The 25,196-nt window shown below is 58.8% G+C and carries 18 protein-coding genes; 11 read left to right on the top strand and 7 right to left on the bottom strand.

The genetic code is table 11. From position 1 onward, the window contains the following. Positions 1–84 precede the first annotated feature (84 nt). From ABUA09_RS12195 to ABUA09_RS12180, 4 genes are all read left to right on the top strand, one after another. Positions 85–1,881 (top strand): FtsW/RodA/SpoVE family cell cycle protein, encoded by a 1,797-nt coding sequence (locus tag ABUA09_RS12195; protein ID WP_347568440.1) that lies wholly within the window; start codon positions 85–87, stop codon positions 1,879–1,881. Further along, complete coding sequence (locus tag ABUA09_RS12190) at positions 1,874–3,247, top strand: penicillin-binding transpeptidase domain-containing protein (RefSeq protein WP_349949386.1); 1,374 nt, start codon at positions 1,874–1,876, stop codon at positions 3,245–3,247. Before ABUA09_RS12195 ends, ABUA09_RS12190 begins: the two co-directional genes overlap by 8 nt. Positions 3,248–3,598: 351 nt before the next feature. Then, positions 3,599–4,333: a 3-oxoacyl-ACP reductase FabG gene (fabG, locus tag ABUA09_RS12185; protein WP_033117096.1), complete on the top strand. Its 735-nt coding sequence runs from the start codon at positions 3,599–3,601 to the stop codon at positions 4,331–4,333. Between the two features lie 17 nt (positions 4,334–4,350). Then, a complete protein-coding gene (locus tag ABUA09_RS12180) occupies positions 4,351–5,550 on the top strand; it encodes a CaiB/BaiF CoA transferase family protein (RefSeq protein ID WP_033117095.1) in 1,200 nt (399 codons plus the stop codon). 130 nt (positions 5,551–5,680) lie between these two features. Here ABUA09_RS12180 and ABUA09_RS12175 read toward each other — a convergent pair whose 3' ends face one another. From ABUA09_RS12175 to ABUA09_RS12160, 4 genes are all read right to left on the bottom strand, one after another. Continuing rightward, positions 5,681–6,913 (bottom strand): sensor histidine kinase, encoded by a 1,233-nt coding sequence (locus tag ABUA09_RS12175; RefSeq protein WP_349949385.1) that lies wholly within the window; start codon positions 6,911–6,913, stop codon positions 5,681–5,683. After that, positions 6,910–7,584 carry a response regulator transcription factor gene (locus ABUA09_RS12170; protein ID WP_349949384.1) on the bottom strand — a complete coding sequence of 225 codons (675 nt, stop codon included), beginning with the start codon at positions 7,582–7,584 and terminating at the stop codon, positions 6,910–6,912. The genes ABUA09_RS12175 and ABUA09_RS12170 overlap by 4 nt, the downstream gene beginning before the upstream one ends. Positions 7,585–7,658: 74 nt before the next feature. After that, positions 7,659–8,321: a DUF4956 domain-containing protein gene (locus tag ABUA09_RS12165; protein ID WP_338135467.1), complete on the bottom strand. Its 663-nt coding sequence runs from the start codon at positions 8,319–8,321 to the stop codon at positions 7,659–7,661. Next, a complete protein-coding gene (locus ABUA09_RS12160) occupies positions 8,314–9,051 on the bottom strand; it encodes a polyphosphate polymerase domain-containing protein (protein WP_058117590.1) in 738 nt (245 codons plus the stop codon). Before ABUA09_RS12160 ends, ABUA09_RS12165 begins: the two co-directional genes overlap by 8 nt. Positions 9,052–9,225: 174 nt before the next feature. On the opposite strand from ABUA09_RS12160, the gene ABUA09_RS12155 reads away from it, so the two are divergent. From ABUA09_RS12155 to ABUA09_RS12135, 5 genes are all read left to right on the top strand, one after another. Continuing rightward, complete coding sequence (locus ABUA09_RS12155; RefSeq protein WP_349949383.1) at positions 9,226–11,247, top strand: carbohydrate-binding domain-containing protein; 2,022 nt, start codon at positions 9,226–9,228, stop codon at positions 11,245–11,247. Continuing rightward, entirely contained in the window at positions 11,219–11,440 is a 222-nt protein-coding gene (locus tag ABUA09_RS12150; RefSeq protein WP_147586107.1) for a hypothetical protein, read from the top strand. The genes ABUA09_RS12155 and ABUA09_RS12150 overlap by 29 nt, the downstream gene beginning before the upstream one ends. Positions 11,441–11,715: 275 nt before the next feature. Further along, positions 11,716–12,558 carry a tyrosine-type recombinase/integrase gene (locus tag ABUA09_RS12145; protein ID WP_033117091.1) on the top strand — a complete coding sequence of 281 codons (843 nt, stop codon included), beginning with the start codon at positions 11,716–11,718 and terminating at the stop codon, positions 12,556–12,558. A gap of 282 nt (positions 12,559–12,840) precedes the next feature. Beyond that, positions 12,841–13,173 carry a hypothetical protein gene (locus ABUA09_RS12140; RefSeq protein ID WP_195607606.1) on the top strand — a complete coding sequence of 111 codons (333 nt, stop codon included), beginning with the start codon at positions 12,841–12,843 and terminating at the stop codon, positions 13,171–13,173. Further along, entirely contained in the window at positions 13,170–17,180 is a 4,011-nt protein-coding gene (locus tag ABUA09_RS12135; protein ID WP_349949382.1) for an S-layer homology domain-containing protein, read from the top strand. The genes ABUA09_RS12140 and ABUA09_RS12135 overlap by 4 nt, the downstream gene beginning before the upstream one ends. Positions 17,181–17,405: 225 nt before the next feature. Here the strand turns inward: ABUA09_RS12135 and ABUA09_RS12130 are convergent, their stop codons facing one another. Beyond that, a complete protein-coding gene (locus ABUA09_RS12130; RefSeq protein WP_116721734.1) occupies positions 17,406–18,488 on the bottom strand; it encodes a DUF3048 domain-containing protein in 1,083 nt (360 codons plus the stop codon). Between the two features lie 170 nt (positions 18,489–18,658). Between ABUA09_RS12130 and ABUA09_RS12125 the strand changes: the two genes are divergently transcribed. Both ABUA09_RS12125 and ABUA09_RS12120 read left to right on the top strand, forming a co-directional pair. Next, entirely contained in the window at positions 18,659–19,195 is a 537-nt protein-coding gene (locus tag ABUA09_RS12125; protein WP_033116868.1) for a DUF4364 family protein, read from the top strand. Positions 19,196–19,199: 4 nt separating this feature from the next. Continuing rightward, positions 19,200–20,099, top strand: a complete 900-nt coding sequence (locus ABUA09_RS12120) for a putative ABC transporter permease (RefSeq protein WP_052082535.1) — start codon at positions 19,200–19,202, stop codon at positions 20,097–20,099. 60 nt (positions 20,100–20,159) lie between these two features. Here the strand turns inward: ABUA09_RS12120 and cls are convergent, their stop codons facing one another. Both cls and ABUA09_RS12110 read right to left on the bottom strand, forming a co-directional pair. Continuing rightward, positions 20,160–21,692: a cardiolipin synthase gene (cls, locus tag ABUA09_RS12115; RefSeq protein WP_033116867.1), complete on the bottom strand. Its 1,533-nt coding sequence runs from the start codon at positions 21,690–21,692 to the stop codon at positions 20,160–20,162. Between the two features lie 19 nt (positions 21,693–21,711). Then, complete coding sequence (locus ABUA09_RS12110; RefSeq protein ID WP_279202497.1) at positions 21,712–25,182, bottom strand: DNA polymerase III subunit alpha; 3,471 nt, start codon at positions 25,180–25,182, stop codon at positions 21,712–21,714. Positions 25,183–25,196 lie beyond the last annotated feature (14 nt).

Genomic DNA, 25,196 nt, shown 5'->3' with positions numbered 1-25,196 from the left:
CAGCTATTGTATCACGGGCACCTCAAAGCCTGCTGATACCTGAAACTATTAACTTTGAAACTTATTATACGAGGAGGGCTTACTTTGCAAAACCTGTTCTCTGCGCCTGAGGCACTGCTGGCACGGCTTGCAGCTCTGCTGGGCGATTATCCTCTGATCTCGGCCTGGTATACCTCTGTAGTACGGTTTCTTTTCCCGGTCCTGGCCCTGCTGATTCTGGCGCGGAGCATTCGCTCCCTGCTGAATGTGCCCCATACGCCCGAGATCTGGGCCTATCTGACTCTGCCAAACGGGCTCTCAGAACCCCTGACACACTGGGAAAACATTCTTGGCCGCTCCAGTGCCTCCGATGTGGTGCTGGGCTATCCCACGGTCTCCCGGCAACATGCGGCCCTGATCCGCACGGAAGACGGCGGCTGGATGCTTTACGACCTGGGCTCAAAGGGCGGCGTTACTGTAAACGGCGCAGCTATAGAGGGCGAGTCCCATGTCTCTTACGGCGACGTACTGGGGCTGGGCGGGGTTGAGACCGTTCTCCTCCCCGTTCCGCCGGAAGAGCGGGCCCAGCAGCGGGAGCGCCGCCGGCAGGAGGAGCGCCCCGTCTCGCCCTGGGTCGGACTCCTGTTCCTTACCTTATTCCAGATCCTCACCGCCTTTCAACTGCTCTCTTCCGCCGGTGATAAGGCATCCCCAGCCATCCCCACCGCTTTTTTCTGTCTGATTGCCGTCATGTGGGGCTACTTCCTGGCTATACGTTCCATCCGGCGGGTCGGCTTTGAGATGGAGTCCATTGCGTTCTTTCTCTCCACCCTCTCTCTGGCCGTAACCGCCTCTTCAGCCCCCGGCTCACTTTTCAAGCAATTAGCCGCCCTTTTGCTGGGCCTCGTTCTTTTCGTCGTGCTGGGCGTCTTTCTCCGGGACCTGGATCGGGTCAAGCGCATCCGCTGGCTGATGGCCGGAGGCGCCATTCTTCTGCTGGGCGCCACGCTGGTCCTGGGCCAGGCCAAATTCGGGGCCGTCAACTGGATCACCTTCGGCGGTTTTTCTCTCCAGCCCTCTGAGCTCGCCAAGATCTGCTATATTTTTGCCGGAGCCGCCACGTTGGACCGGCTCTTCCGGAAGCGGAATCTGGGGCTCTTTATGGCGCTCACCGCCGCATGTCTTGGCTGCCTGGCCCTCATGAGCGATTTTGGCACCGCGGCCATCTTCTTCGTCACCTTTCTCGTCATCGCCTATCTCCGTTCCGGGGACTGGGCCACACTGACGCTCATCAGCGGCGGAGCCGTGTTTGCCGTAGCCATCCTCCTCACCTTCAAGCCCTATATCCTAAAACGCTTCGCCACCTGGGGCCACGCCTGGGAATACGCCTCCTCCGGGGGCTACCAGCAGACCCGCACCATGTCTGCCGCCGCATCCGGCGGACTGGTTGGTGTGGGCGCCGGTGAGGGCTGGCTCCACCGGGTTGCCGCGGCCGACACCGACTTGGTGTTTGGGATGCTGTGTGAAGAGTGGGGGCTTATCATCGGTGTTCTCTCCGTCCTGTGTATTGTCACACTGGCCGTTTTTGCCGTCCGTGCCTGCCGCGCCGGGCGCTCCAGCTTTTACACCATCGCCGCCTGCGCCGCCACCTCCCTGCTGGTCTTTCAGACTTGTCTCAATGTCTTTGGCGCGGTCGATCTGCTCCCCCTTACCGGCGTCACCTTTCCTTTTGTCTCCAACGGCGGCTCCTCTATGGTGGCCTCCTGGGGGCTGCTGGCCTTTCTGAAGGCTACGGACACCCGGCAGAATGCCAGCTTTGCCATTCGCCTGCCCTCCTGGAAGGAGGAGCACTCTGTTCTCCTGAACCGGCCTATCCAAGAGGAGGTGGATGAGGATGCGTAAAATCGAACGCCGCGCCGCAGTCTGTCTGCTTCTGTCTGCCGCCCTGGTTTTGGGCACTTATATATTCTCTTTTCTCTTTTTTAAAGACGGAGGCCGCTGGGTCTCCTTCGCCGCCAACCGCCACCTGTATAACAGCAGTGGGGAGCTCTCTGTGGGGCAGGTCCTGGACCGCGACGGCGACCTGCTCTCCTGGGTGGACGCTTCCGGCCGCCGCGTCTATTATGCCAATACAATCGTGCGAAAGGCCACCCTCCACACCGTGGGAGACACGCAGGGCAAAATTGGTTCCGGCGCCTTGGTGGCCTTCGCCGACAAGCTCTCAGGATACAACCTGATCACCGGCGCCTACACCCCTCTCGGTGAGGGAAACGATCTATACCTTACCATCGACGCGCACCTCAACTATGTGGCCTATCAGGCCCTGAACGGTCGGAAAGGCGCCGTGGGCGTGTACAATTATAAAACCGGCGAGATGCTCTGCCTTCTCTCCTCTCCCGCCTTTGATCCGGCGGACCCGCCCGAAATCCAGGAGGGCGATCCCCAATACGACGGGGTATACGTCAACCGCTTTCTCTCCGGCTCCTTTGTGCCCGGCTCTGTCTTTAAAACCGTTACGCTGAGCGCCGCCATAGAAAAGCTGCCCGATCTCTTTGCACGCACGTTTACCTGTACCGGCTCTACCCTGGTGGGCGGCGAAGCGGTGACCTGCCCCTCCGCGCACGGTGAAATGGATATCTACAGCGCTTATTCCAACTCCTGTAACGGCGTGTTTGCCCAGTTGGCCGCTGAGCTCGGTTCCAATGTGATGACCTCCTATACCAGAAAGGCGGGTCTCACTGACACCTACAAGGTAAGCGGGCTGAAGACGACCTCCGGTCGTTTTCAGTTCTCCGACTGTACGGAAAATCAACTGGGCTGGGCCGGTGTGGGCCAATATAACGACCTGCTCAACCCCTGCTCCCTGATGGTCTATATGGGCGCCATCGCCAATGGTGGGAAGGCGGCCGTTCCACAGCTGATCTACCGCACCGTCACCCCGCTGGGGATCCCCGCTTCTTTTTATCTGCCCCATAAGACCGGAACGCCGATCTCCTCCACCACGGCGGAGACGCTCTCCGGCATGATGGCCCGCAATGTGTCTGAAGTCTACGGCTCCGGTCGGTTTCCCAATATGGACATCTGTGCCAAGTCTGGCACCGCCGAAGTGGGCGGCGGAAAAACTCCGACCTCCTGGTTTTCGGGTTTTCTCCGCAATGAAGACGCCCCCTATGCCTTTGCAGTGGTTGTGGAGGAGGGCGGAAGCGGTTCCAAAACCGCCGGAGGCGTCGCCTCCAGCGTGCTGAATGCCCTGGTAAATGGGGATTGAGCTCGCTATTTGAGCTAAAAGCGCCTCACCTTCTGATTCTTTCCAAAAGGTGAGGCGCTTTCTGTTTTTCCAGTCCACTCATTTTTCCATCCCTCTGTAGCACGTCTATATAGCGCAGCTTGTCCTCCGGCAGACAGTTGAAATGACATTCTCTAAAATGCAAATTCTATTTTTTGTGCAGCGAGAGAACTTCTCCATTAGTTTTTTAATTAACAATTCACAAAACCTTTTATAATTGTCTTTTGGCGGTCTCTGGTCCATAATCAATGTGAGAATAGAGCAATTCCAGCACTTGCCACGCACATACTTCGCATTACATCATGCACATAACAGAAAGGAGCGTCCCCCATTATGAAATTGAAAGATCGTGTCGCCATCATCTCCGGTGCCGCCGCCGGCATCGGCCTTGCAACCGCCAAGCTGTTCCTGGAAGAGGGCGCTAAAGTCGCAATCTGCGATATCAGCGCCGAAAAGATCGCTCAGGCTGCTCAGGACCTGTCTTCCCTCGGCACCGTGCGTCCCTTTGTCGTCAACATCGCCGACAAGCAGCAGGTGACCGAAATGGTCGAGGCCGTCGCCAAGGAGTTCGGGCGGATCGATATTCTGATCAACAACGCCGGGATCACCAAGGACGCTCAATTCTACAAGATGACCGACGAGCAGTTTGACGCTGTGATCAACGTCAATCTCCGCGGCAACTTCCTGATGACCAAGGCAGTCGTCCCCTATATGATGGAACAGAAATACGGCAAGATCGTGCATTGCGCCTCCGTCTCCGCCTACAACGGCAACTTCGGCCAGTCCAACTATGCCGCCTCCAAGGCCGCTATCATGGGCATGACCCGCGTACAGGCCAAGGAGTTGGGCAAGTACGGCATCAATGTCAACGCCATTGCCCCCGGCTCCATCATGACCGATATGTACGCCGCCGTTCCCGAGGAGGTCAAGCAGGCCAAGCTCGCAAAGATTCCCCTGCGCCGGTATGGCGATCCCCGCGAGACTGCCCAGCTGTATGCCTTCCTTGCCTCTGACGAGGCCTCGTATGTCACTGCGCAGACCATCACCATCGACGGTGGATTCAACTGATCGGGAGGTTTGATCCTATGCCTTCAACGGGTGCATTGAGCGACATTACCATCCTGGACCTGACGCGCGTGCTCTGCGGTCCTTACTGCACTATGCAGCTGGCCGACATGGGGGCGAATGTCATCAAGATTGAAACCCCCAAGGGCGGAGACGACACCCGGGCCTGGGGGCCCTTCCGCAATGATTCCAGCGTATACTTCGCATCGATCAATCGGAACAAGCGCAGCATCACCCTGAATTTAAAGGCGCCGGAGGCCAAAGAGCTCTTTAAAAAGATGGTCCGCGAGGCCGATGTGGTTATCGAAAATTACCGCCCCGGCGTCATGGATAAGCTGGGGCTCGGCTACGACGTGCTCAAAGAGATCAACGACCAGCTCATCTATGCCGAGGTCTCTGGTTTCGGGAGCTACGGTCCCTATTCTCAGCGGCCCGGATACGACATCCTGGCGCAGGCAATGGGCGGCATCATGAGCATCACCGGCCAGCCCAATGACCCTCCCACCCGGGTGGGCAATTCCATCGGCGATATTCTGGGCGGCCTGAACATCACCATTGGGATCCTGGCGGCGCTGCACGCCAGAACCCTGACCGGCAAGGGACAGAAGGTGGACGTATCGCTGGTGGACACCATCGTTTCCGCCTGTTGTACCGACATGATGCGCTATCTGGAAACCGGCAAGATTCCCGAGCGGATGGGCAACCGTTATGCGCCCCTGGCCCCGTACGACTCTTTCCATGCCATTGACGGCGAATTCATCATCGCCTGCGGCAACCAAAAGCTGTATGAGGACCTCTGCAATAAGGTGCTCCACCGCCCCGAGCTGATTACCGATCCGCGCTTTGCCACCGTGGCGATCCGCGCGGAGAATCACGCCCTGCTGAAGCCCCTGATCGAGGAGTGGTCCACCACCGTGACCATCGACGAGGGCGTGGCGGCGGTCATGGCCGCCGGAATCCCGGCCGGTCCCATCTATGACGCCAGTCGGGTCACCACCGACCATCATATTGCAGACGTACGTGAGATGTATGTCAAGCAGGAGCATCCTGTCATCGGTGAGATGACTGTGACCGGCAACGCCGTCAAGCTGATGGACACCAAGCCGACCATCCGTACCCCCGCCCCGCTGCTGGGGCAGCACAATGCGGAGGTCTATAGCCAGATGCTTGGGCTGGATGAGGCCACACTGGCGGAGTACAAGGAGCGCGGTATCATCTGATCCCGTCTCTACCCGCCGACCACATCCAACAGATATGCATGAAAAAAACGCAACTCAACGTTGAGTTGCGTTTTTTTCATGCACAGGGACGGCCCGTACCATGGGAAGCGGGGCAAAGCCACGCCCTTCATCAGCAGAGCACCGCTGTAAACCGGATGATCCCCCGGGCGGGACAATCCGCCTGAATCGTCCCCCGGTGGGCCTCCACAATGCTCCGTGCAATGGACAGGCCCACGCCGAAGCCGCCCCCCTCCTGCCTGGTGCGGGCCCTGTCCGCCCGATAGAAGCGGTCGAAGAGCTTGTCCAGTTCCTCGGGCTCTATGCCGGCACAGGCATTTTGGGTCTTGAGGAGGACCCCTTTTGCCGCGGCACACAAAGAAAGCTGAATCGGGCAGCCTGCATCGGTATATTTGATCGCGTTATCCAGAAGAATGGAAACCAATTGGCGCACGGCATATTCATCCCCATGGTAGGTCAGCCCTGGGACGATGTTCAGTTCCAAGGCGTGCCCCTGTGCCTCTGCGGAAGCCCGGAAGGAGTCGGCAGCTTCCAAAACCGCACCGCTGACGTCAAAACGGCATTTGGATATGGGCGGCTTCTCCTCATCCAGCCGCGATAAAATGACCAGATCGTTGACCAGTTCGGTCATCTTATCTGTCTGAGCCCGCGCCTTATCGATCCATTTCTGCCGCCCCACTTCCATCTCCAGCACTTTCAGGCTGGTCGTGATGACGGTAAGCGGCGTCTTCAGCTCATGACCGGCATCCGTGATGAATTGCTTTTGCCTTTCCGCACTGCGCACCACCGGATCGATCGCCCGCTTGGAGAGCAGCAGGACCAGCACGAGCACCAGGACAATGCAGGCAATCACCACAGCCAGGGAGGCAAGGGCGAACATCCGGAAAGAGCGCAGCTCCTGCGCGCAGTCCAGAAAAATCGCCATATAGCGGCCCTCCCCCACCCTCGCCACATAATATTTATAGCTGCCTTCGGTGTATCCAAAGCCCTCTCCATGCTTCAGCGCAATATCGAGGTACCGGCCGGCATCCTCTTCCGACACCGCGGCGATATGCCTCATATCGGCGCTGTCCAGCGTGCCGTCCTCGCTGTAGCGCAGCACAAAGTACCGGGTGGAATAGGCCGTCTCCACCGTAAATGGCCCGCCGGGCCGCTCCCCCGGCTTTCCGCCGGGAAATTGAGGCATCGTTCCCTGATTGTCGTAGAGGACCTGCAATGTCTTTTCCAAATCGGAATCTGTTGTCAGGAAGTTGATAATGTTGATGGAGAGGCACATCATTATCATCACCAGCGTAACGGCCCCCATGGCAATGAGGATGAATTTTCGGCGCAGTCTGTGGATCATTTGCCCTCCTCCAGAGAATATCCCAGGCCCCGGCTGACCCGGATCACCACGGAGGAACCAACGACCGCTAACTTTTTTCGCAGATTCGAGATATGGACCCAGACCACGTTGATCTCCGCATCCGATTCCCAGCCCCAGATCCGTTCCATGATCCGCTCGGCGGAGACAATGGCTCTGGGCGCGCGCATGAACAGCTCCATCACCTGAAATTCCCGTCCGCTAAGCCGTTCGGAGCGGTTCCCGCAGCGCAGGATGCCCTCTCCGCAGTCCAACGCCAGATCTCCGAATGCAATGACATTGGGCGTGTATCCCCCACCTCTGCGCAGCATGGCCCGCACCCGTGCAAGCAACTCGTCCGGATCGAAAGGTTTGGGCAGATAGTCGTCGGCTCCTGTATCAAAACCCTTGATACGGTCCTCCTTCTCCCCTTTTGCGGTCAGCATCATCACAGGAGTGGCGATGCCTTTTGCCCGCAGCAGCTTCAGGACCTCGATCCCATCCATTTGGGGGAGCATGATGTCCAGGATCACCGCGTCGTAATTTCCACTGGAGGCATAGTCGTATCCGGAGCGCCCATCGTGGACCGTATCCACGATATACTGGTGATTTTCCAAAAACGCGGCCAAGGCCTCCGCCAGATCCAATTCATCTTCTACAATCAGCAAACGCATTTTGATCACCTGATTCACATTATACGGCAGGCCCCGGGAAAAACGCAATGGTTTCCCGGGGCCCGCCGCGTATCTCAAAGGACCTCCTGAGAGGCGACCCTGCCGCATACGATATTCAAATTCCCGTTTCGGCACCGGAGCTGATCCAAAAACTCCTTGGGCGCCTGGGCATCCCGCAGGACCACCCGGTAGTCCAGTTCATACAGGGTCCCCATGTTGGAGGTCTTAACCCGTTCCAGCCGTGCGGAACGGGTGTAAGTCTCGAAGAGGTCGTCGAACAGCCCCTCATAGTCCAGATTTTCCGGTATGGTGATCTTCAATTCACGTTCCTGCTCGTTTCCCGCGCCAAAGCGGAGGGTAGACAGGGCCAGGACAAAGGCCGCCATGACCACGAAGAACAAGACGGCGAGGACCACATATCCCATACCAGTGGCAAGTCCGATGGCCATGGCCAGAAAAATCATCCCGATCTCCCGTGCGCTGCCCGGCGCGGAGCGGAAACGAACCAGGCTGAATGCCCCGGCCACCGCCACACCAGCGCCGATATTCCCATTGACCAGCATAATGACCATCTGGACCACAGCAGGGATAATCGCCAATGTCACCACAAAGCTCTGGGTATAGCGGGTCTTGTACATGCACAAAAATGCAATTCCCAATCCAAGCGCCAGGGACACCGCCATACAGACGGCAAACGCGATCAGCGTGATCTCCGTCCCAATGATCGACTCAAGCACAGAAGCGCACCGCCTTTCCGGGATGCCGTTTGACCGGCCACATCAAATTTTCCCGATAACAGACCCCATATTTGGAAAAGGAGGTTGGGAACACACTATTTTCACTGAGCAGGCGGCTCAGCCATACCGGCGCTGAACCGGGGATCTTGATCTCCATGAGGATCTGATCCCGGGAGGTGATACGTTCCCCTCCGTCTCCCGACCGCAGGTCCAGGGCCGTGTCCCGCCAGCGCAGATCGATGTCGAATGTCACCCGCAGCACCCGGTCTTCCAGGCCCGCCAATGCCTCCCGATCATAGGCGATGAACACCTGCGGGACGGGATGGTAGCGGCCCAGAAACCAGTCGATCTCCCGGCAGATCTGATCTTTCGCACGGGGACTGCAGCGCCCCGCCAGGTAATCCAGCGCCTCCCCCGCTTCCAGGACGGTTCGCCGCTTGTAGACCACGCCCTTGTATTTTTTCTTCAGCTCCACAAACACGCTGTCACCATCAGCCGGAACGCCATAGCTGCGCATCCTCAGCTTTTCCTTATAGACGGGTTTATCCAAAGAGGCCCGAATCAGTTGGAAATCCGGGGTATCGTAATAAAGGTTACAAATGGTATAGCGTCCGTGCTCGTCCGCCTCCATGTACGGGGCCAGTCCGGCCCGGATCTTCTGATACTGTTCGGGATTCAACAAATATTTCTTTTCATATCTCTGAAAACAGCGCTGAATGTTCTGCGGCACGAAAAGCGCCTCCTTCCTTGTGTTCTGTGCTTCTATCATGCTGGCCCATCCTAAAGCGAAGTTAAAGAGGCTGTGAACATTTTGTAAAGGCCGCGTAAAACGGGCCGCCCTTTAATTTCGCTTTAGGTCCCCGGATATATACTGGAGGCACACTAAACACCGGAGGGCATCCTCATGGAATTCAGAAAATGGATCTCAATTTCACTCGGCGCCGCACTGCTCATGAGCATATTGAATGGCTGCGGCGCCTCCCAAACAACACCAAATCATGATTCCGCCGCCGACAAGGGAGGCATCCGGTCCGCTGCTCCCGCATCTCCCTCGGGCTCCAACGCAGCCTCTCTCAGGACGCCGGCCGCGCTGGATCTCACGGGCGCCACGATCATCACCCTGTCCGGCTCGACTGTCTCCATAGAGGGCAGCGGCGCCGAGGCGGAAGGCGGGGTAGTCACGATTACGGAGGGCGGTATCTATGCCGTCAGCGGCACGCTGGACGATGGGCGGATCATTGTCAATGCCGGCAGCACGGATGTGACTGTGGCCCTGAACGGCGCATCCATCGTCTGCTCCTACGGAAGCCCGCTCTACATCTATCAGGCGGGCACCGCCACCGTCCATCTGATGGAGGGAACGGAGAACACCCTGACCGACGGAGAGAGCTACACCTTTTCGGACAGCCTCTCCTCCGCCGCCGACGAGGAGCCCAACGCCTGCCTCTATAGCAAGGAGGATCTTGTGATCGAAGGCGCGGGGGCTTTGGCGGTGGAGGCCAATTATAACAACGGCATCACCAGCAAAGACAGCCTGGAGATCTATGACGGCGCCGTCACCGTCGATGCCGCAAATCACGGCGTCAACGGCAAGGACTCCAATACCATCGACAGCGCCATCCTCACCGTCACCTGCGGCGGAGACGCAGTCCGCTCCACCAACGATTCCGACGAGACACTGGGATGGGTCAGTGTGTCAAACTCCACGCTGACCCTGACAGCCGGAGAAGACGGTATCCAGGCGGAGACCAGCGCAGTGGTCTCTGCCGGGACCTATGCCATCACCAGCGGCGGCGGCAGCACCGTTACCCCGGGAGACGACGTCAGCGCCAAAGGGATCAAAACGGGGACGGATCTGACGCTGTCCAGCGGCATCTATACGCTGGATTGTTCCGACGACGCCATCCACGCCAATGGGAACGTCACCATCACCGGCGGCAGCTATACCATCTCCACCGGCGACGATGCGGCACACGCAGACGGAGATCTGACGGTTTCCGGCGGCACACTGGATATCCAGGCCAGCTATGAAGGGCTGGAAGGCGGCACCGTGACCGTCTCCGGCGGCGACATTACCGCCGTGTCCAGTGATGACGCTCTCAACGCCGCAGGCGGAAATGATGGAAGCGGTTTTGGCGGCCACGGTATGGGCAACACCTTCACACCGGGAGGAAACAGTTCCGCCATCACCATTACGGACGGCACGATCCAGATGCTTGCGGGCGGAGACGGCCTGGACTCCAACGGCTCCATTGAGATGACCGGCGGCACGGTGGTCGTATGCAGCACCGGAGGCGGAGACGGCGCCCTGGACTATGAAAGCTCCTTTACACTGGATGGAGGCATCCTGTTCGCCGCCAGCGCGGGCAACATGGCGGCAAACCCGAGCAGCCCGAATCAACCCGCCCTGTCCGTGGGCTTCGGCCAGACGCTGGAGGCCGGAACCTATGTCCAGTTCAAGGGCGACGCATACGATTTTGTGTTCCGACTCACCGGCCAGGCCAGCAGCGCCGTGTTCAGCGCCCCGGAACTGGAAGGCGGCGCCGTCTGCACAGTGTCCTATGGCGGGACCTATTCCGGTGAGAGCGCGCGCGGCCTCTGCTCCGGCGGCAGCTACTCCGGCGGCACGGTGCTGGCAGAGCTCACGCTGGAAACCGGCCTGACCTCCTACGGTCAGACCGGCGGCATGGGCGGCAGAGGCGACATGATTGGCCGCGGCGACAGACCGGAGGGGCCGTCCGGCAACGGCATGACCCCTGGAGGGGACTTCTCCACCGGTGGGGCCGGAGGCGGAGAACCCGGCGAGGCCGGAGCGTCCGGCGGCGGCAACCCGCCATCCGGCGGTCCCGGCGGGCAGGCCCCTTCCGGCGGCACTCCTCCGGAAGGGGATGCGCCGGGTGAAAGCGGCACGGAGCAAGGTTCCTGATCCCATGAAAGAGCGGGTGATCCGAACCATGAGACGGGGCATTCCCATTTTAATGATCTGTGCCCTTCTTCTGGGGTCCGCGGCAAAAGCCGCGGATATGAACTCTGCCGCGAAAGGCATGTCTGTCCCCGCGGGCACACTTGCGGCGTATGACAGCACTGACTACGAAAACGGCGAGGTGATGGCACTCTAGAAGTCCGGAACTATGGCGATGAAGATACCCTGGCCAATGCTGCGCTGCCCTTCCGGAGGTTCTTCCTTTGACTTCTATCGTCATTGCTTCATAGCCAACGCGCTCACCCTGCACTCCCTCCCGGGGACACCCGCAGGGTGAGCGCGTTGATCGGATCGGTCCCTTGTCCCCGCCCTGTTCCGGCGGCGCATAAGGGGCCGATTTCATTTTCTCCCATACGATGGCCTCTCTTTGGGTAAAATACAGGTATTGTTATTCGAAACGGAGGACTTTTCATGGAAGGACCTGTATTGACCCGGGAGCTGCTCATCACCTATCGCCTGCACCTGCGGACAGAGGAACACGCCCCCGGCACGATAGAAAAATATCTGCGGGACCTGCGGGCCCTTTCTCTCTGGCTGGAGGAGCGGCGCCTCACAAAGGAGCTGGCGGCGGAGTGGAAAGCGCATCTGCTCTCCGCCGGATATATGCCTGTCACCATCAACTCCATGCTGGCCGCCCTCAATGGATTGTGCCGCTTTCTGGGCTTGGACTGGCGCATCAGGTATCTGAAGATCCAGCACCGCATGTTCCGGGACCAGTCCCGCGAGCTGAACCGCCCCGAGTATGACCGGCTTGTGGAGGCAGCCAGGGGCAGCGGAAAAGAGCGGCTTGCCCTGCTGATGGAGGCCATCTGTGCCACCGGCGTCCGGGTAAGTGAGGTCAAGTATCTCAGCGTGGAGGCCGCCCAGCGGGGCCGGGCGGAGATCTCGCTCAAGGGTAAGATACGGGTGATCCTGCTGGCAGGCAAGTTATGCCGCAAGCTTTTGAAATACGCAAAAAAGCAAAAAATAACTTCCGGCGCCATTTTTCGCACCAGAAGCGGAAAGTACCTGTCGCGCAGGCAGATATGGGGAGAAATGAAACAGCTCTGTAAAACCGCCGGCGTATCCCCGGAAAAGGTCTACCCGCACAATCTGCGCCACCTCTTCGCCCGGACCTTCTACCATGCCTGCAAGGACATCGCCCGGCTGGCAGATGTGCTGGGACATTCCAGTATTGAGACCACCCGCATCTACCTGCTGACCACCGGCGACGAGCAGCTCAGACAACTCGACCGGCTGGGACTTATCTCATAAAACAAAATCAATATTTCACTGATAAGACCGCAAATTTCCGGCTCCGCCAGCTACATATTGTGTAGGGATTATACCATTCTACCGCTTGAAAAGCAAGGTGTTTCCGGTATTTGGGTGCAAAAATCCGGGCCGCAAATCGCATTTTTTTGCGGCCTTGGGTTTTCACGCTTATCCGCTGCTCCATATGGGCGGATGGGCGTGTTTTTTCGTATCCTCACCTATGTCCTGGAGGCCAAAAGATCTACGAAATATTGATTTCGGTTATAAGGAGGTGAACGGCCCATGATGTTTCAAATGTCCCTGCTGGACGCCATGTATATGCAGACAAACTGCCCCTGTCTGTCCGATCTGCGCCGCCTGCACGATTGGCAAAAAGCGAGGCTGGCCCGGAGCCTAGAGCGGATACCGCCTGAAGCGGCATCGCTCCACGAATGGAACGACGCCCTGGAGTATCTGGCAAAGGGACCTCCCCAGCAGACCCGGGAGGCCGCAAGAGCGCTCCTGATCACCGCACTATCCGTCCCGGCAGACGGTGCGGACGGCGCTTACCGGCCTCCGCGTTTCTCACCCCGATCCCAGAATATTCAAACAAATGAGGAGGATGCAAGCACATGAGAACACGAATCTTAGCAGGCCTGCTGTCTCTGTGCCTATTGGCAGGATGGCTGCCCACCGCAGCGTTGGCCGATGAGGCGGAGGGTGTCCCCCCGTCCGGAGTGACCTGTAACCAGGAGGAAACCTGCCAGGCCGCCGAGCATCTGGAGGGCTGCCCCCGATATGCCGTCCCTGCCGAAGATGTGCCCGATGATGCGGTCGGTCCGGAGCAGCCGGAGCCACTGTCAGAAGAAGACGCGGTCGCCCAGGTTGGAAGCGTCTATTACGCCACGCTTCAAGATGCGTTTGACGATGCGGCGGACGGCGAGTGCGTAACGCTGACCCGAGACATCACAGACATGGCAACCAGCGATATCGCCACAGTCGCCGCGGGCAAAACGCTCACCTTGGACATGAGCGGCAAGCGCATCACAGTGGCTTCAGACTTTGTCGGACGTCCCATCGTCAACGAAGGGACGCTTACCGTGACCGGAAACGGCACCATTGACGCCTCCGCTTCGGAGGAAGGCGGCTACGGCGCGATCAATAACAAAGGTACCCTGACCATTGAGGACGGCACTTACCGAGGCGCAAAATATGCCAGCGGTTCAGGGATTCGGAATACCGGTTCAGACGCGGTACTGACCGTTCAAGGCGGCACCTTCGACACAGCCACCTGTGCAATTTTCAATGAGGGGACTGCGACCATCAACGGTGGCGATTTCAGCAACACCTCATGCAGCACATGCGCCGCAAATGACGGCCACAGCGGCGTATGGAGCTATACGATCCGGAACTACAGCCAAGACTCCTGCATGGTCATCAACGATGGCTATTTTAAGGGAACGCAGGGCGCAGTTTCCGCCAGCATCGGATATCTGGAGGTGAACGGCGGCACCTTTGAGACCGTTGTTTGCGACAATAACCACACAAGCAGCGTTTTTTATGCCCTTTATGCCGCCGGCGAGGCCGGAACTGTCCAGTGCATCATCCATGACGGCACATTTAAAACCGCCGGCAACTATACCGCCGTGTTGATCGGCAATGACAACACCAACGGCGACGGCGGCATCAACGCGGATGCCTGTTCCTACATTTACGGCGGCACATTTCTAGCTCCGGAGGGGGTCAGCGCCGTCAAGGTTTCCCCCAATACGGCCAACTCCTCCGTCCTTTATGGCGGCAGCTATTCTATGCTCGGCGAGACCGACGCACTGCCTTACGTGGCGGCCGAGTGCAGGACCGTCGAGGCCACGGAAGGCGGCGTCTCCTATGTTGTGCAGGCTCGCACCGAGGAGGATACGGACGCCGTGGCAAAGGTCGGTGACAAGGTATACGCTTCCCTGCAGACCGCCATCGACGCCGCCGAGGGCGGCACCGCAGTCCTCCTCAAGGATACGGCGGAAAGTATTACCGTAAGCGGGGACCGGACCGTCACCCTGGATTTGGGCGGCAATACCCTGACCAACACAGCGGGGAGCCATACCATTACCGTCGTCTTGGGCGGCCGTCTGACCTTGGAGGACAGCGCCGGAAACGGTAAGGTGGACAACATCAGTCACGCCAAAGCCGCCCTGTTCAACAACGGCACCGCTGTCCTCAATGGGGGCGAGTATACCCGCAGCGCAGAGAACGGCCAAAGTGCTGAAAATAATGGTGGGAATTCCTACTACAATCTTGTCAATCATGGCGTCATGACCATCGGCGAGGGCGTATCGGTCTCTCAGAGCGGCCAGTATTCCAGCATGGTGGAAAACGGCTATCAGAACTACGGCACGGAATACAAGGAGGGCGTGAATGCCGCCGCCCCCACATTGACCATCACCGGCGGCTTGTTCGACGGCGGATTGAATACCATTAAAAATGATGACGGCGGCGTGCTGGACATCTCCGGCGGCACGTTCAAGAATGTAACCCAGTATGCGCTGATGAATTGGAACGAGGCCAGCATCAGCGGCGGTACGTTCACTTCCGACACCTATGCCGTCGTCAACTGCGGCTCCAGCGCCTCCACCAACGACGTGGGCAAGCTGACCATCACCGGCGGTACCTTTGCGGGCACTGCCGGATCGGTCGCCAAGGCTGCCGGCGCCGACGATCCCGTTATCTCCGGCGGTACCTTCTCCAGCGATGTGAGCGCATATGTTATTACGGGCTCTACCGCCGAAAAGGTGCAGGATGAATCCGGCATGTGGCACATTGTCCCTGCCGCGAACAGCGTTGCCGCCATCGGGAGCTTGGGGTACGAGACCCTAAAAGATGCCATTGACGCGGCCCAGCAGGGGGACACCATTCTTCTTCTGAAAGATGTCTCCGACGCAGTTGGGATCTCCGTTCCCTCAGGCAAAGCATTCACCATTGATTTTGACGGGCATATTTATACACTGACCGGTCCTGGCGCCGACTCTACAAATACGGAGACAAACGGATTCCAGTTGCTGAAGGACTCCACTCTTGTGTTCCAGAACGGCACCATCGCAATCGCGGAAAATGCAAATAACATTAAGCGCATCATACAGAATTACGCCGATCTCACGCTGGAAAACATGACAATCGAAGCCAAAAACCAGGTGGACGGCGAGGACTACACGCTGAGCTTCAACAACGGAGCCATCGTGTTCAAGGGCAATACGAGCGTGGTCACCTCCAGCGACGAGGTCATTGCCTTTGACATTTGCCAATACGCCTCCTATCCGGGCGTGACCGTCACGTTCGATGAAGACTACACCGGTACGATAACCGGCAAAATTCTGTATGACAGCACCCGCACGGAGGATACGCTGACCATCCATGGTCAGGGGACCTTTGGAGGGATCATAGCAGATGAACGTGCCGCAGAAACTGCAAAGTCCGCCATTTCTGTCAGCGGAGGCACCTTTGGAAGCGCCCTCCTTCCCGAGTACTGTGCCGAAGGCTTTGCACCCACACAAAACTCCGACGGCACTTATTCCGTGGCAAAGCCAACCATTGCTCTGGACAGTACCGCCTCCGTACATAAGGGCTATACCACGTCTCTGGCCGCGACTCTGGACCCGGCCAATGCAGAGGTGACCATGGTTTGGACCTCCAGCAACGAATCCATCGCCACGGTGGATGGAAGCGGCGTTGTCACCGGTGTGGCCGAGGGGGCGGCGGAGATCACTGTTCAGATTTCGCTCAGCGGCGTTGTCTTGGACTCTGCCGTCTGCACCGTGACCGTAACCGCCAGTTCCTCCAGTGGCGGCTCCGGAGGCGGCTCCAGCACCTACGCCGTGAGCGTGGAAAGCACCTCCAACGGCACTGTGTCCGTCAGCCCCAGAAACGCCTCCAGGGGAGACACCGTCACCGTTACGGTAAAGCCGGATTCCGGCTATGAACTGGATGCCCTCGCTGTCACCGACAAAAACGGCGGCACCGTAGAGCTGACCAAGAAGAGCGACACCCAGTACACCTTTACCATGCCCGGCTCCAAGGTGAGCGTCACGGCCAGCTTTATCGAGACGCTCCTTCCCGACGAAACTCCGTCCTTTACGGATGTGAGTTCCAGCGATTACTACTATGATGCGGTAGCCTGGGCTGTAGGAGAGGGGATCACCACCGGCACCAGTGCCGCCACCTTCTCTCCCGACGTCTCCTGTACCCGCGCCCAAATGGTGACGTTCCTCTGGAGAGCCGCCGGTTCCCCCGCGCCTGTGCGCTCCGATACCCCCTTCCTGGATGTCCGGAGCGATGCGTATTACTTTGACGCTGTATTGTGGGCCGTGGAACAGGGCGTTACCACCGGTACCAGTGCCACCACCTTTTCCCCTGAAGTCACCGTGACCCGGAGCCAGACCGTGACCCTCCTATACCGCTTCGCCGGTTCCCCAACGGTCGGGAGCAGCATCCCCTTTACAGATGTGGAGGCAGGCGCGTACTACGCCAGCGCAGTGCAGTGGGCCGTGGAACAGGGGATCACCACCGGCACCAGCGCCACCACCTTCCAGCCTCTGGCAGACTGCACCCGAGCCCAAATCGTGACCTTCCTATACCGCTGCTTGGCGGGCTGACGCCGGCCGAAAGGTCCATGCTGGGGCACCTTCGAAGTCCGGCACCCCAGAGGCGGCGAAAATCAAATAAAGCGTTTTTCATGTTCCCGCCGGGATCCATCCCTTTTATTTCAGGGCGCGGACAGCCAAGCGGCTGTCCGCGCCCCTTTCTCATCGGCTCTATGTAACTCCGTCTCTGCACAGGCCCTGCTCCGGCCGCAGCGGCGCAAAACGCGAAATGCCGCCTTATGCGAAAATAACCTCTGATTTTAAGGGGATGATGTTCACATAGCTCTTTCCCCGCCCCAAGACCAGGGGTTCCCCGTCTTCTGTGGTGTATACAAAGGAACTGCTGCGGTCGGCCTTGCTCCAATGAATGGGAATGATTTTTCCGCCGCAGGCGTACCATCCCTCTCCGCCCGAGGTGAGGTCCACCGTAATGTGGGCCAGACTGTCTCCGGTGGCACTGCACGCCGTCTGAAGTATGATGACGTTCGTGACTCCCACCTGTTCCCCGGTGTTCCCGTCTATGTAGGGCTGGCCATACTCCTCCACCAGATAGGTCCGACTCTCCTCATCATAAGTAAAGACCCCTGTTTTATAGTTGGAGAACGGCACCGTCACGGTAACGGCCTTCTCCCCTGCCGCCGGCGTACCGTCGTCTGTAAACTGCTGCGGATAGCGGTAGTCCTCTTTGTGCTCCCTCCGGACCTCCTCGGGCAGATAGGTCTCGATCGCAGAACCGGTGGTGACCACACTGTGCTCCAGACCGTTGTTTTTTCGTCTGTCCGCATCCCGCCACATGAGGTTGGAGTCCGGCGAGCGGCCCTGATAGGGCCCCCGCACCGCGTCAAAATGATCTACGTCCCAGGACCTGATCTTGGCATAGGCGTCCTCACTGCCCCCGGCGTGGATGTACAGGGCGTCATGCCCCAGCGCCAGCTCCAAATAATAGGGTCGGGCGGAGCGGACCGACCCTATCATCCCCACCCCTTCCACACTCTGGTACACCCCCATCATGCGGGTAATGCCGCCCTCCGCCAGGCACTCATAGATGATGTCCGCCTGTGACTGCCCCAATTGGGGCAGAGCCTCCTTAAGATTATTGAGCATGACGGCAATGGGGCGCCGATTTGCCAGCTCTCCTGAAATGGGTTCTCCCGTAAGCGGATTTTCCGGGCCGTTGTACGGCGTCGGCTCCGGTTCCGGAGTGGATGTGGGCCCTGGCCGCGGCGTCTCCCCCTCCGAAGGAGCCGGATTCGGCACCGAACAGGAGCCCAGGAGGAGCAATACGGCGAGGCCCGCGGACAACAGACGGTAGCGTTTCATAAGTTGCCTCCCAAGGGTGTTTTTTTCATCTTACCCCCTCGCCTCCCCGCTGTCAACCCACGGCGGGGTCTGCAGAAATTCACTCTTGTCCCCTTCGCTTTTTTTCGGTATAATAGTAAAATGTCCTTATGGGACTTTTCCCTTTTATCTATTCCAAAAGGAGGCGCACCATGGCTCGTGTCGGATTCATCCACGACAAGCTGGACATCAAGTTTTTGATCCTCTATATCATGTCCCGCGTGGCCGCTCCCATCGATATGCCCACTCTGGCCGATCTCACCATGTGTGACGAGGGCGTGGACTACTTTGATTTCGCCGAGGCTGCCGCAGAGCTGGTGAGTACGGAGCACCTCCTGCTGGAGGACGAGCGGTACTCCATCACAGAGAAGGGCCGGAAAAACGGGGCCATCTGTGAAAGCAGCCTCCCCTATTCTGTCCGGGTCAAATGCGATAAAAATGTCACCAAGCTCAACAGCCGCCTCCGCCGTGACGCCCAGGTGCGCTCTGAGCGCATCCCTCGCAATGACGGCACCTTCACCCTCCGTCTGGCGCTGGATGATGAGCACGGGAATCTGCTCACCGTGGATATGCTGGCCGCGACCGAGCAGCAGTGTGACCGTCTCTCCGAGCAGTTCAAAGCCCATCCGGAGCAGATTTACAACGGCATTCTGGATGTGCTGCTCACCGATTACGAGGAAAAGGAGTAGCCTGATGATGGACGCGCCTATGCTGCTGGGATATCCCATACCCCTGCTGTTCCTCTATTTTATTTTCTATTCCTTCTGTGGATGGGTGTGGGAGACCGCCTACTGTTCTATCAAGGAACGGCATTATGTCCCCCGTGGCTTTCTCTATGGTCCGCTCTGCCCCATCTACGGAGTGGGATTCCTGTTGATGATCCTCTTTTTTGCTCCTTTCCGGGACAATCTGGTGGTTTTCTATTTTGTGGCGGTGGTGGTCATGACGGCCTGGGAATACCTGGTCGGTTGGTTTTTGGAGACCACCACGCACATCAAGTACTGGGACTACAGCCATGTTAAATTGAATATCAAGGGCCGGGTATGCCTCCCTGTCAGCTTGTTCTGGGGCGTCATGTCCTATGTAGCTGTGTTCTGGATTCATCCGCCCGTGGCCCGGCTGTTCGCCCGAATCCCCATGTGGCTCCAGTATACCCTGTGCGGCTCCTTCTTCACGCTTCTGGCCGTGGATACCGTCACCACCGTCCGGAAGCTGGCTCTGGTGACCCGGGCTATGAACAAGCTCCAGACCGCGGGAGACGAGCTGCGCCTCCAAATGGCCTTGGCCAAGGCCGATCTTGGAGACAATATCGAGGAGGTGGGCGAACAGCTCCGGCAGAAGCTGGACGGCGTCCGGGGCAGCCTCCCCCCTTCCGCAGCGGAACGTCTGGACCGGCTCATGGATGATTACAACGAGCTGCTGGCCCGCGCGGAACGTCAAAGCCGCCGCTTCCGCAACCGCTATGTCCATATGACCTCGCAGCGCTATACCCTCGACGACGTCCGTGCCTATGGCGCACAGTGGCGTGCCGCGCTCCGCGCCTCCAAAGAGAGGCGGAAGGCTGCCCGGAAGGCCGGGCACTCCGCCAAATGATAATGCAAACAATATATGAAGGAGCCGCAGGACTCAGTCCTGCGGCTCCTTCTCGTTCGCTTACATCAGGGGGGCAAAGACTCGCAGCACCGCCCGCACCGCCTTCCTCCACCACGGCAGGGCCCGGCACTGCGCCAGCGTCACGCTCTGGCACTGCTCCAGTGTAGAGAGAAAATCCGCGCGGATGTCCCGAATGCTGGGGTCGTTGCACAGCCACACGCCATTTTCAAAGTGGAGAAACAGACTGCGGTAATCCAGATTGATGGACCCCACCGTACCGTACTTGTCATCCACTGCGAAATTTTTTGCATGGACAAAGCCCGGCGTATATTCGTAGATCTTGACGCCCGCCTCCAAAAGGGGCTGATAGTGGGAGCGGGTGAGCTCAAACACCACCCGCTTGTCCGGAATGTGGGGGGTCATGATGCGGACATCCACCCCGGATTTTGCCGCAATGCACAGCGCGGTATTTGTGCTGTCGTCAACAATCAGGTAAGGTGTGGTGATATAGACATAGCGCCGCGCTTTGTTAATGAGATTCAGATAGACCGCCTGCCCCACCGCCTCGCAGTCCAACGGGTTGTCCGTATAGGGCTGTACGAAGCCCGGGGCCTGGATCTCCGGCAGCTCCGGGGGGCGGAACGCATCATAGTCCTCCGTGGCCTTTTCCCGCACATAGTCCCACAGCGTCAGGAACATGACCGTCATGCTCCAAGCCGCCTCGCCCCGCACTTGGATGGCGCTGTCCTTCCAGTGGCCGTATTTCACCTTTTCGTTGATATATTCGTCGGCCAGGTTGATCCCGCCGGTAAACGCCACCTTACCGTCGATCACCATGATCTTTCGGTGGTCCCGGTTGTTGAGCCGCAGGGACAGGATGGGCACAAAAGGATTGAACACGCAGCACTTGATCCCCGTCCTTGCCTCCAGTTCCCTGGCGTAGTCCCGCGGCAGCGTGAACATGGAGCCGATGTCGTCATACATGACCCGGACATCCACTCCTTCCTGCGCCTTATCCTTCAGGATGTCCAGGATGGTGTCCCACATCTTCCCCTCTTCAATGATGAAATACTCCACAAAAATATACCGCTCCGCCCGTTTGAGCTCCTCCACCATCCGGGTAAAGCACAGCTCCCCCAGGGGATAATACTCTGTTTCCGTGTTCCCATAGACCGGGCAGTGGGCGATGTGCTCCAGATAGCGGGCCTGGTGCACTGCATCCTCCCCCAGTGAGGAAAGCTCGTCCGCCTTATAGTCCGGTCTGAGCACCTCCTCCATCTTTCGGTCCGTTCCCTCCATCTTCCGGCGGGTCCGGCTGCTGAGCCGATTGCCGCCGAAAAGCAGATAGAACAACCCTCCGAAGATGGGAAAGACCAGGATGGGGATGATCCATGCGATCTTATAGGCGGGATCGCTCTGGCGCCCCACGATCCAAAAGACCGCAAAGAGGCTGATGGCGACGCACACGCCGTAAAAGGGCAGGAAATAGTTGTTGAACCGTAGGAGCATGACCACCAGGACGGCCACCTGGATCAGCAGGAAAAAAGCCACCAGGACCACGCGGTGAAAGAGTAGAGAAACCAGTTTCTTCATCGTTTCCTCACACAAATCGTCATTTCAGCACCACATTCTCTCCGCCAAGCATCTCACCCAGCTCCCGGATCAGGGCGGGGTGGATGACGCAGGGCGTTCCCATCCGTTTCCGGGTATCCGAAAAGTAAAAGACCGCCTGCTGCTCACCGGGAAACATGAGGAAGATCTTTTTGATCTTCTCAAATTGTGGGCTCTGGGCCGTGGGCACCTTGACATAGAGTTTCTGCCCGCTTTCCCGCTCCTTAACGGCCGTCCCGGCCTCTCCCAGCGGGCGGATACTGTCGACCAGCATCTGGGGCGCCTTCTCGTCTCGGACCGACAGCCGCCCGGTGGCCAGTACCGGGGCATTCTCCTTGATATAGCCTCCGCTCTCCCCCAGCACACGCGCGAAGACCAGCAGCTCCATGGCGCCGGTGTCGTCCTCCAGCGTCACATAGGCCATCAGGGTGTTGTTTTTGGTCGTCTTGGTCTTGGAAGAGGCGACGATGCCCGCGATGGAGAGCCGCTGCTCGTCCCGGTAGATCTCCGGTCCGTCTTCCTTGGCAAAGTCGGACAGAATGGCCCCTATGGGCGCGGCCTTGGCATTTCGGGCGGCCTCCCTGTACTCATCCATGGGGTGGCCTGTCAAATAGAGCCCTGTGGTCTCCCGCTCCATGGTCATCAGTTGGCTGCGGGAATACTCCGGGAGGTTGGGCAGGACCAGTTCGGGAATGCCGGAGGACTCGTCCTCTCCCCCGCCCCCAAAGAGGTCGAATTGACCCTCCAGGTTCTTTCGCCGCTGCTGGGCGATGCCGTCCAGGACCTGTCCATAGACCTCCATCAGTTGAGATCGCTTATACCCCAGACTGTCGAAGGCACCGCACTTGATGAGGCTCTCCACCACCCTCCGGTTCAGATCCGCCCCCATCATCCGCTGGCAGAAGTCCGGGAAGGAGGTGAAGCGCCCGCTCCGGCCCCGCTCCGCCAGCAGGTTTTGGATGACGCCCCGGCCCACGCCCTTCACCGCGACGAGGCCAAACCGGATGTTTCCATTGTCCACCGTAAAGTCGGCGTCCGAGAGGTTGATGTCCGGCGGCATGAGGCGGATGCCGTTCTCACGGCATTCGCCAATGTACTCGGCCACCTTCTCCTGATAATCCAGCACCGAGGTGAGCAGCGCCGCCATATACTCCCGCATATGGTGGCACTTGAACCATGCGGTCTGATAGCAGACGATGGCATAGCTCACCGCATGGGCTTTGTTGAACGCGTAGTTTGCAAAATCGTAGATCTCGTCGTAGATATCCTCACCGGTCTGGGCGGGGATGCCATTGGCGACACAGCCGGGTATCCCCCGCTCCGGATCTCCATGGATAAAGGAGTGGCGCTCCTTCTCGATCTGGGCCTTCTTTTTCTTGGAGATGGCCCGCCGTACCATATCCGCCTGTCCAAGGGAGTAGCCCCCCAGCTTTCGGAATATCTCGATGACCTGCTCCTGATAGACGATACAGCCGTAGGTGACGGACAGGATCGGAATCAGGGCGGGATGCTTATACCGGATCAGCTTGGGATCATGCTTGCAGGCGATGAATCTGGGAATGGAATCCATGGGACCCGGGCGGTAGAGGGCGATGATAGCGGTAATATCTTCGATATTCTGCGGCTTGAGCCCCACGCATACGCCCGTCATGCCCGGTGATTCCATCTGGAACACCCCGGAGGTCTTTCCTTCAGAGAGCATCTGGAACACCTTCGGGTCGTCGTCTGAAATCGAGGAGAGCGTGAATGTGGGGTCACTTCGCTGTACCAGCTTCACCGCGTCATCCAGGACCGTCAGGTTCCGCAGGCCCAGGAAGTCCATCTTGAGCAGCCCCAGCTCCTCCAGGGTCGTCATGGTATACTGGGTGACCACCGATTCGTCATTTTTCGCCAGAGGCACATAGTCGTCCACCGGCAGGCGGGTGATGACCACGCCGGCAGCGTGCGTGGAGGCGTGGCGGGGCATTCCCTCGATGCTCTGGGCAGTGTCGATGAGCTGCCTGACCCGCTCGTCCCCCTCATAGAGTTCACGCAGTGACTTGGAGATTTTCAGGGATTCATCCAGCGTGATGTGAAGCGCCCCCGGGCCGCTGGGCACCAGCTTGGCAATCTGGTCGACCTCGGCATAGGGGAAATTGAGCGCCCTCCCCACGTCCCGGATCGCGCCTCGGGCGGCCATCGTACCAAAGGTGACGATCTGGGCCACGTGGTCCGAGCCGTATTTACGGCAGACATAGTCGATGACCTCCTGACGGCGGCGGATACAGAAGTCGATATCGATATCCGGCATGGTGACCCGCTCCGGATTCAGGAATCTCTCGAAATAGAGACTGTATTTCATGGGTTCCACGTCGGTGATGTCCAGGCAGTAGGACACTACGCTCCCCGCAGCGGAGCCACGCCCGGGTCCCACGGGGATGCCGCTGCGCTTGGCATAGCCGATGAAGTCGGAGACAATGAGGAAATAGTCCACAAACCCCATCTTGCGGATCATATCCATCTCATAGCGGAGCTGCTGCAAATATTCCGGCGGCTCCTCCGGGTAGCGGCGCTTGAAGCCGTCCAGGCAGAGCCTTTCAAAATAGGCGTCCCTGTCGGTATATCCCTCCGGCAGCTTGAATTCCGGCAGGTGGTACGTTCCGAACTCGAACTCCACATTACAGAGATCCGCCACCCTTTGGGTATTCTCAATGGCCTCAGGGCACTGCGGGAAAAGCGCGCGCATTTCCGCCTCGCTTTTGACGTAGAACTCCTCTGTTTCAAATTTCATTCGGCCGGGATCGTCTACGGTTTTGCCCATCTGGATGCACATGAGCACATCCTGGGTGACGGCGTCGGCCCGAGTGAGATAGTGGGCGTCGTTGGTGGCCACCAGAGGGATGCCGGTATCCTCATGAAGGCGCAACAGACCCTGCACGATCTGGGGATCTTCCGAAAGAGAGTGATCCTGGAGCTCCAGATAATAGCCATCCGCGCCAAAGAGCTCTCTCATTGCCAGGGCCTCTTGCTTCGCCGCCTCATACTGTCCGTTCCGGAGGAGGCGGGGGATCTCCCCTGCCAGGCAGGCCGACAGGGCAATCAGCCCCTCGTGGTGCTCCCGCAGCAGGTCCTTGTCGATGCGAGGCCGGACATAAAAGCCTTCGGTAAAGCTCCGGGACACCATATGGCAGAGATTCCGGTAGCCGACCTCATTGCGGCACAAAAGGATGAGGTGCCGGGCGCCGCTGTCCATCTCGTGCACCTTGTCAAACCGGGTCCTGGGCGCCACATAGACCTCGCAGCCAATGATGGGCTTGATCCCCTCGGCCTTGCAGGCCTTATAAAAGTCCACCGCCCCGTACATGACGCCGTGGTCGGTGATGGCCACGGCGGTCTGTCCCAGTTCCCTTACGCGCCGTACCAATCCTGGGATCCGGCAGCAGCCGTCCAGAAGCGAATATTCCGTGTGGATGTGAAGATGGGTAAAGGCCATGGGGAACCTCCTGT

It is taken from the genome of Intestinimonas sp. RTP31139st1_F5_RTP31139_211217 (assembly GCF_040226735.1).
Lineage (GTDB): Bacteria > Bacillota > Clostridia > Oscillospirales > Oscillospiraceae > Intestinimonas > Intestinimonas butyriciproducens.
Note: the sequence above shows the minus strand (reverse complement) of the source record. Positions and strands in the feature narration are given on the sequence as shown.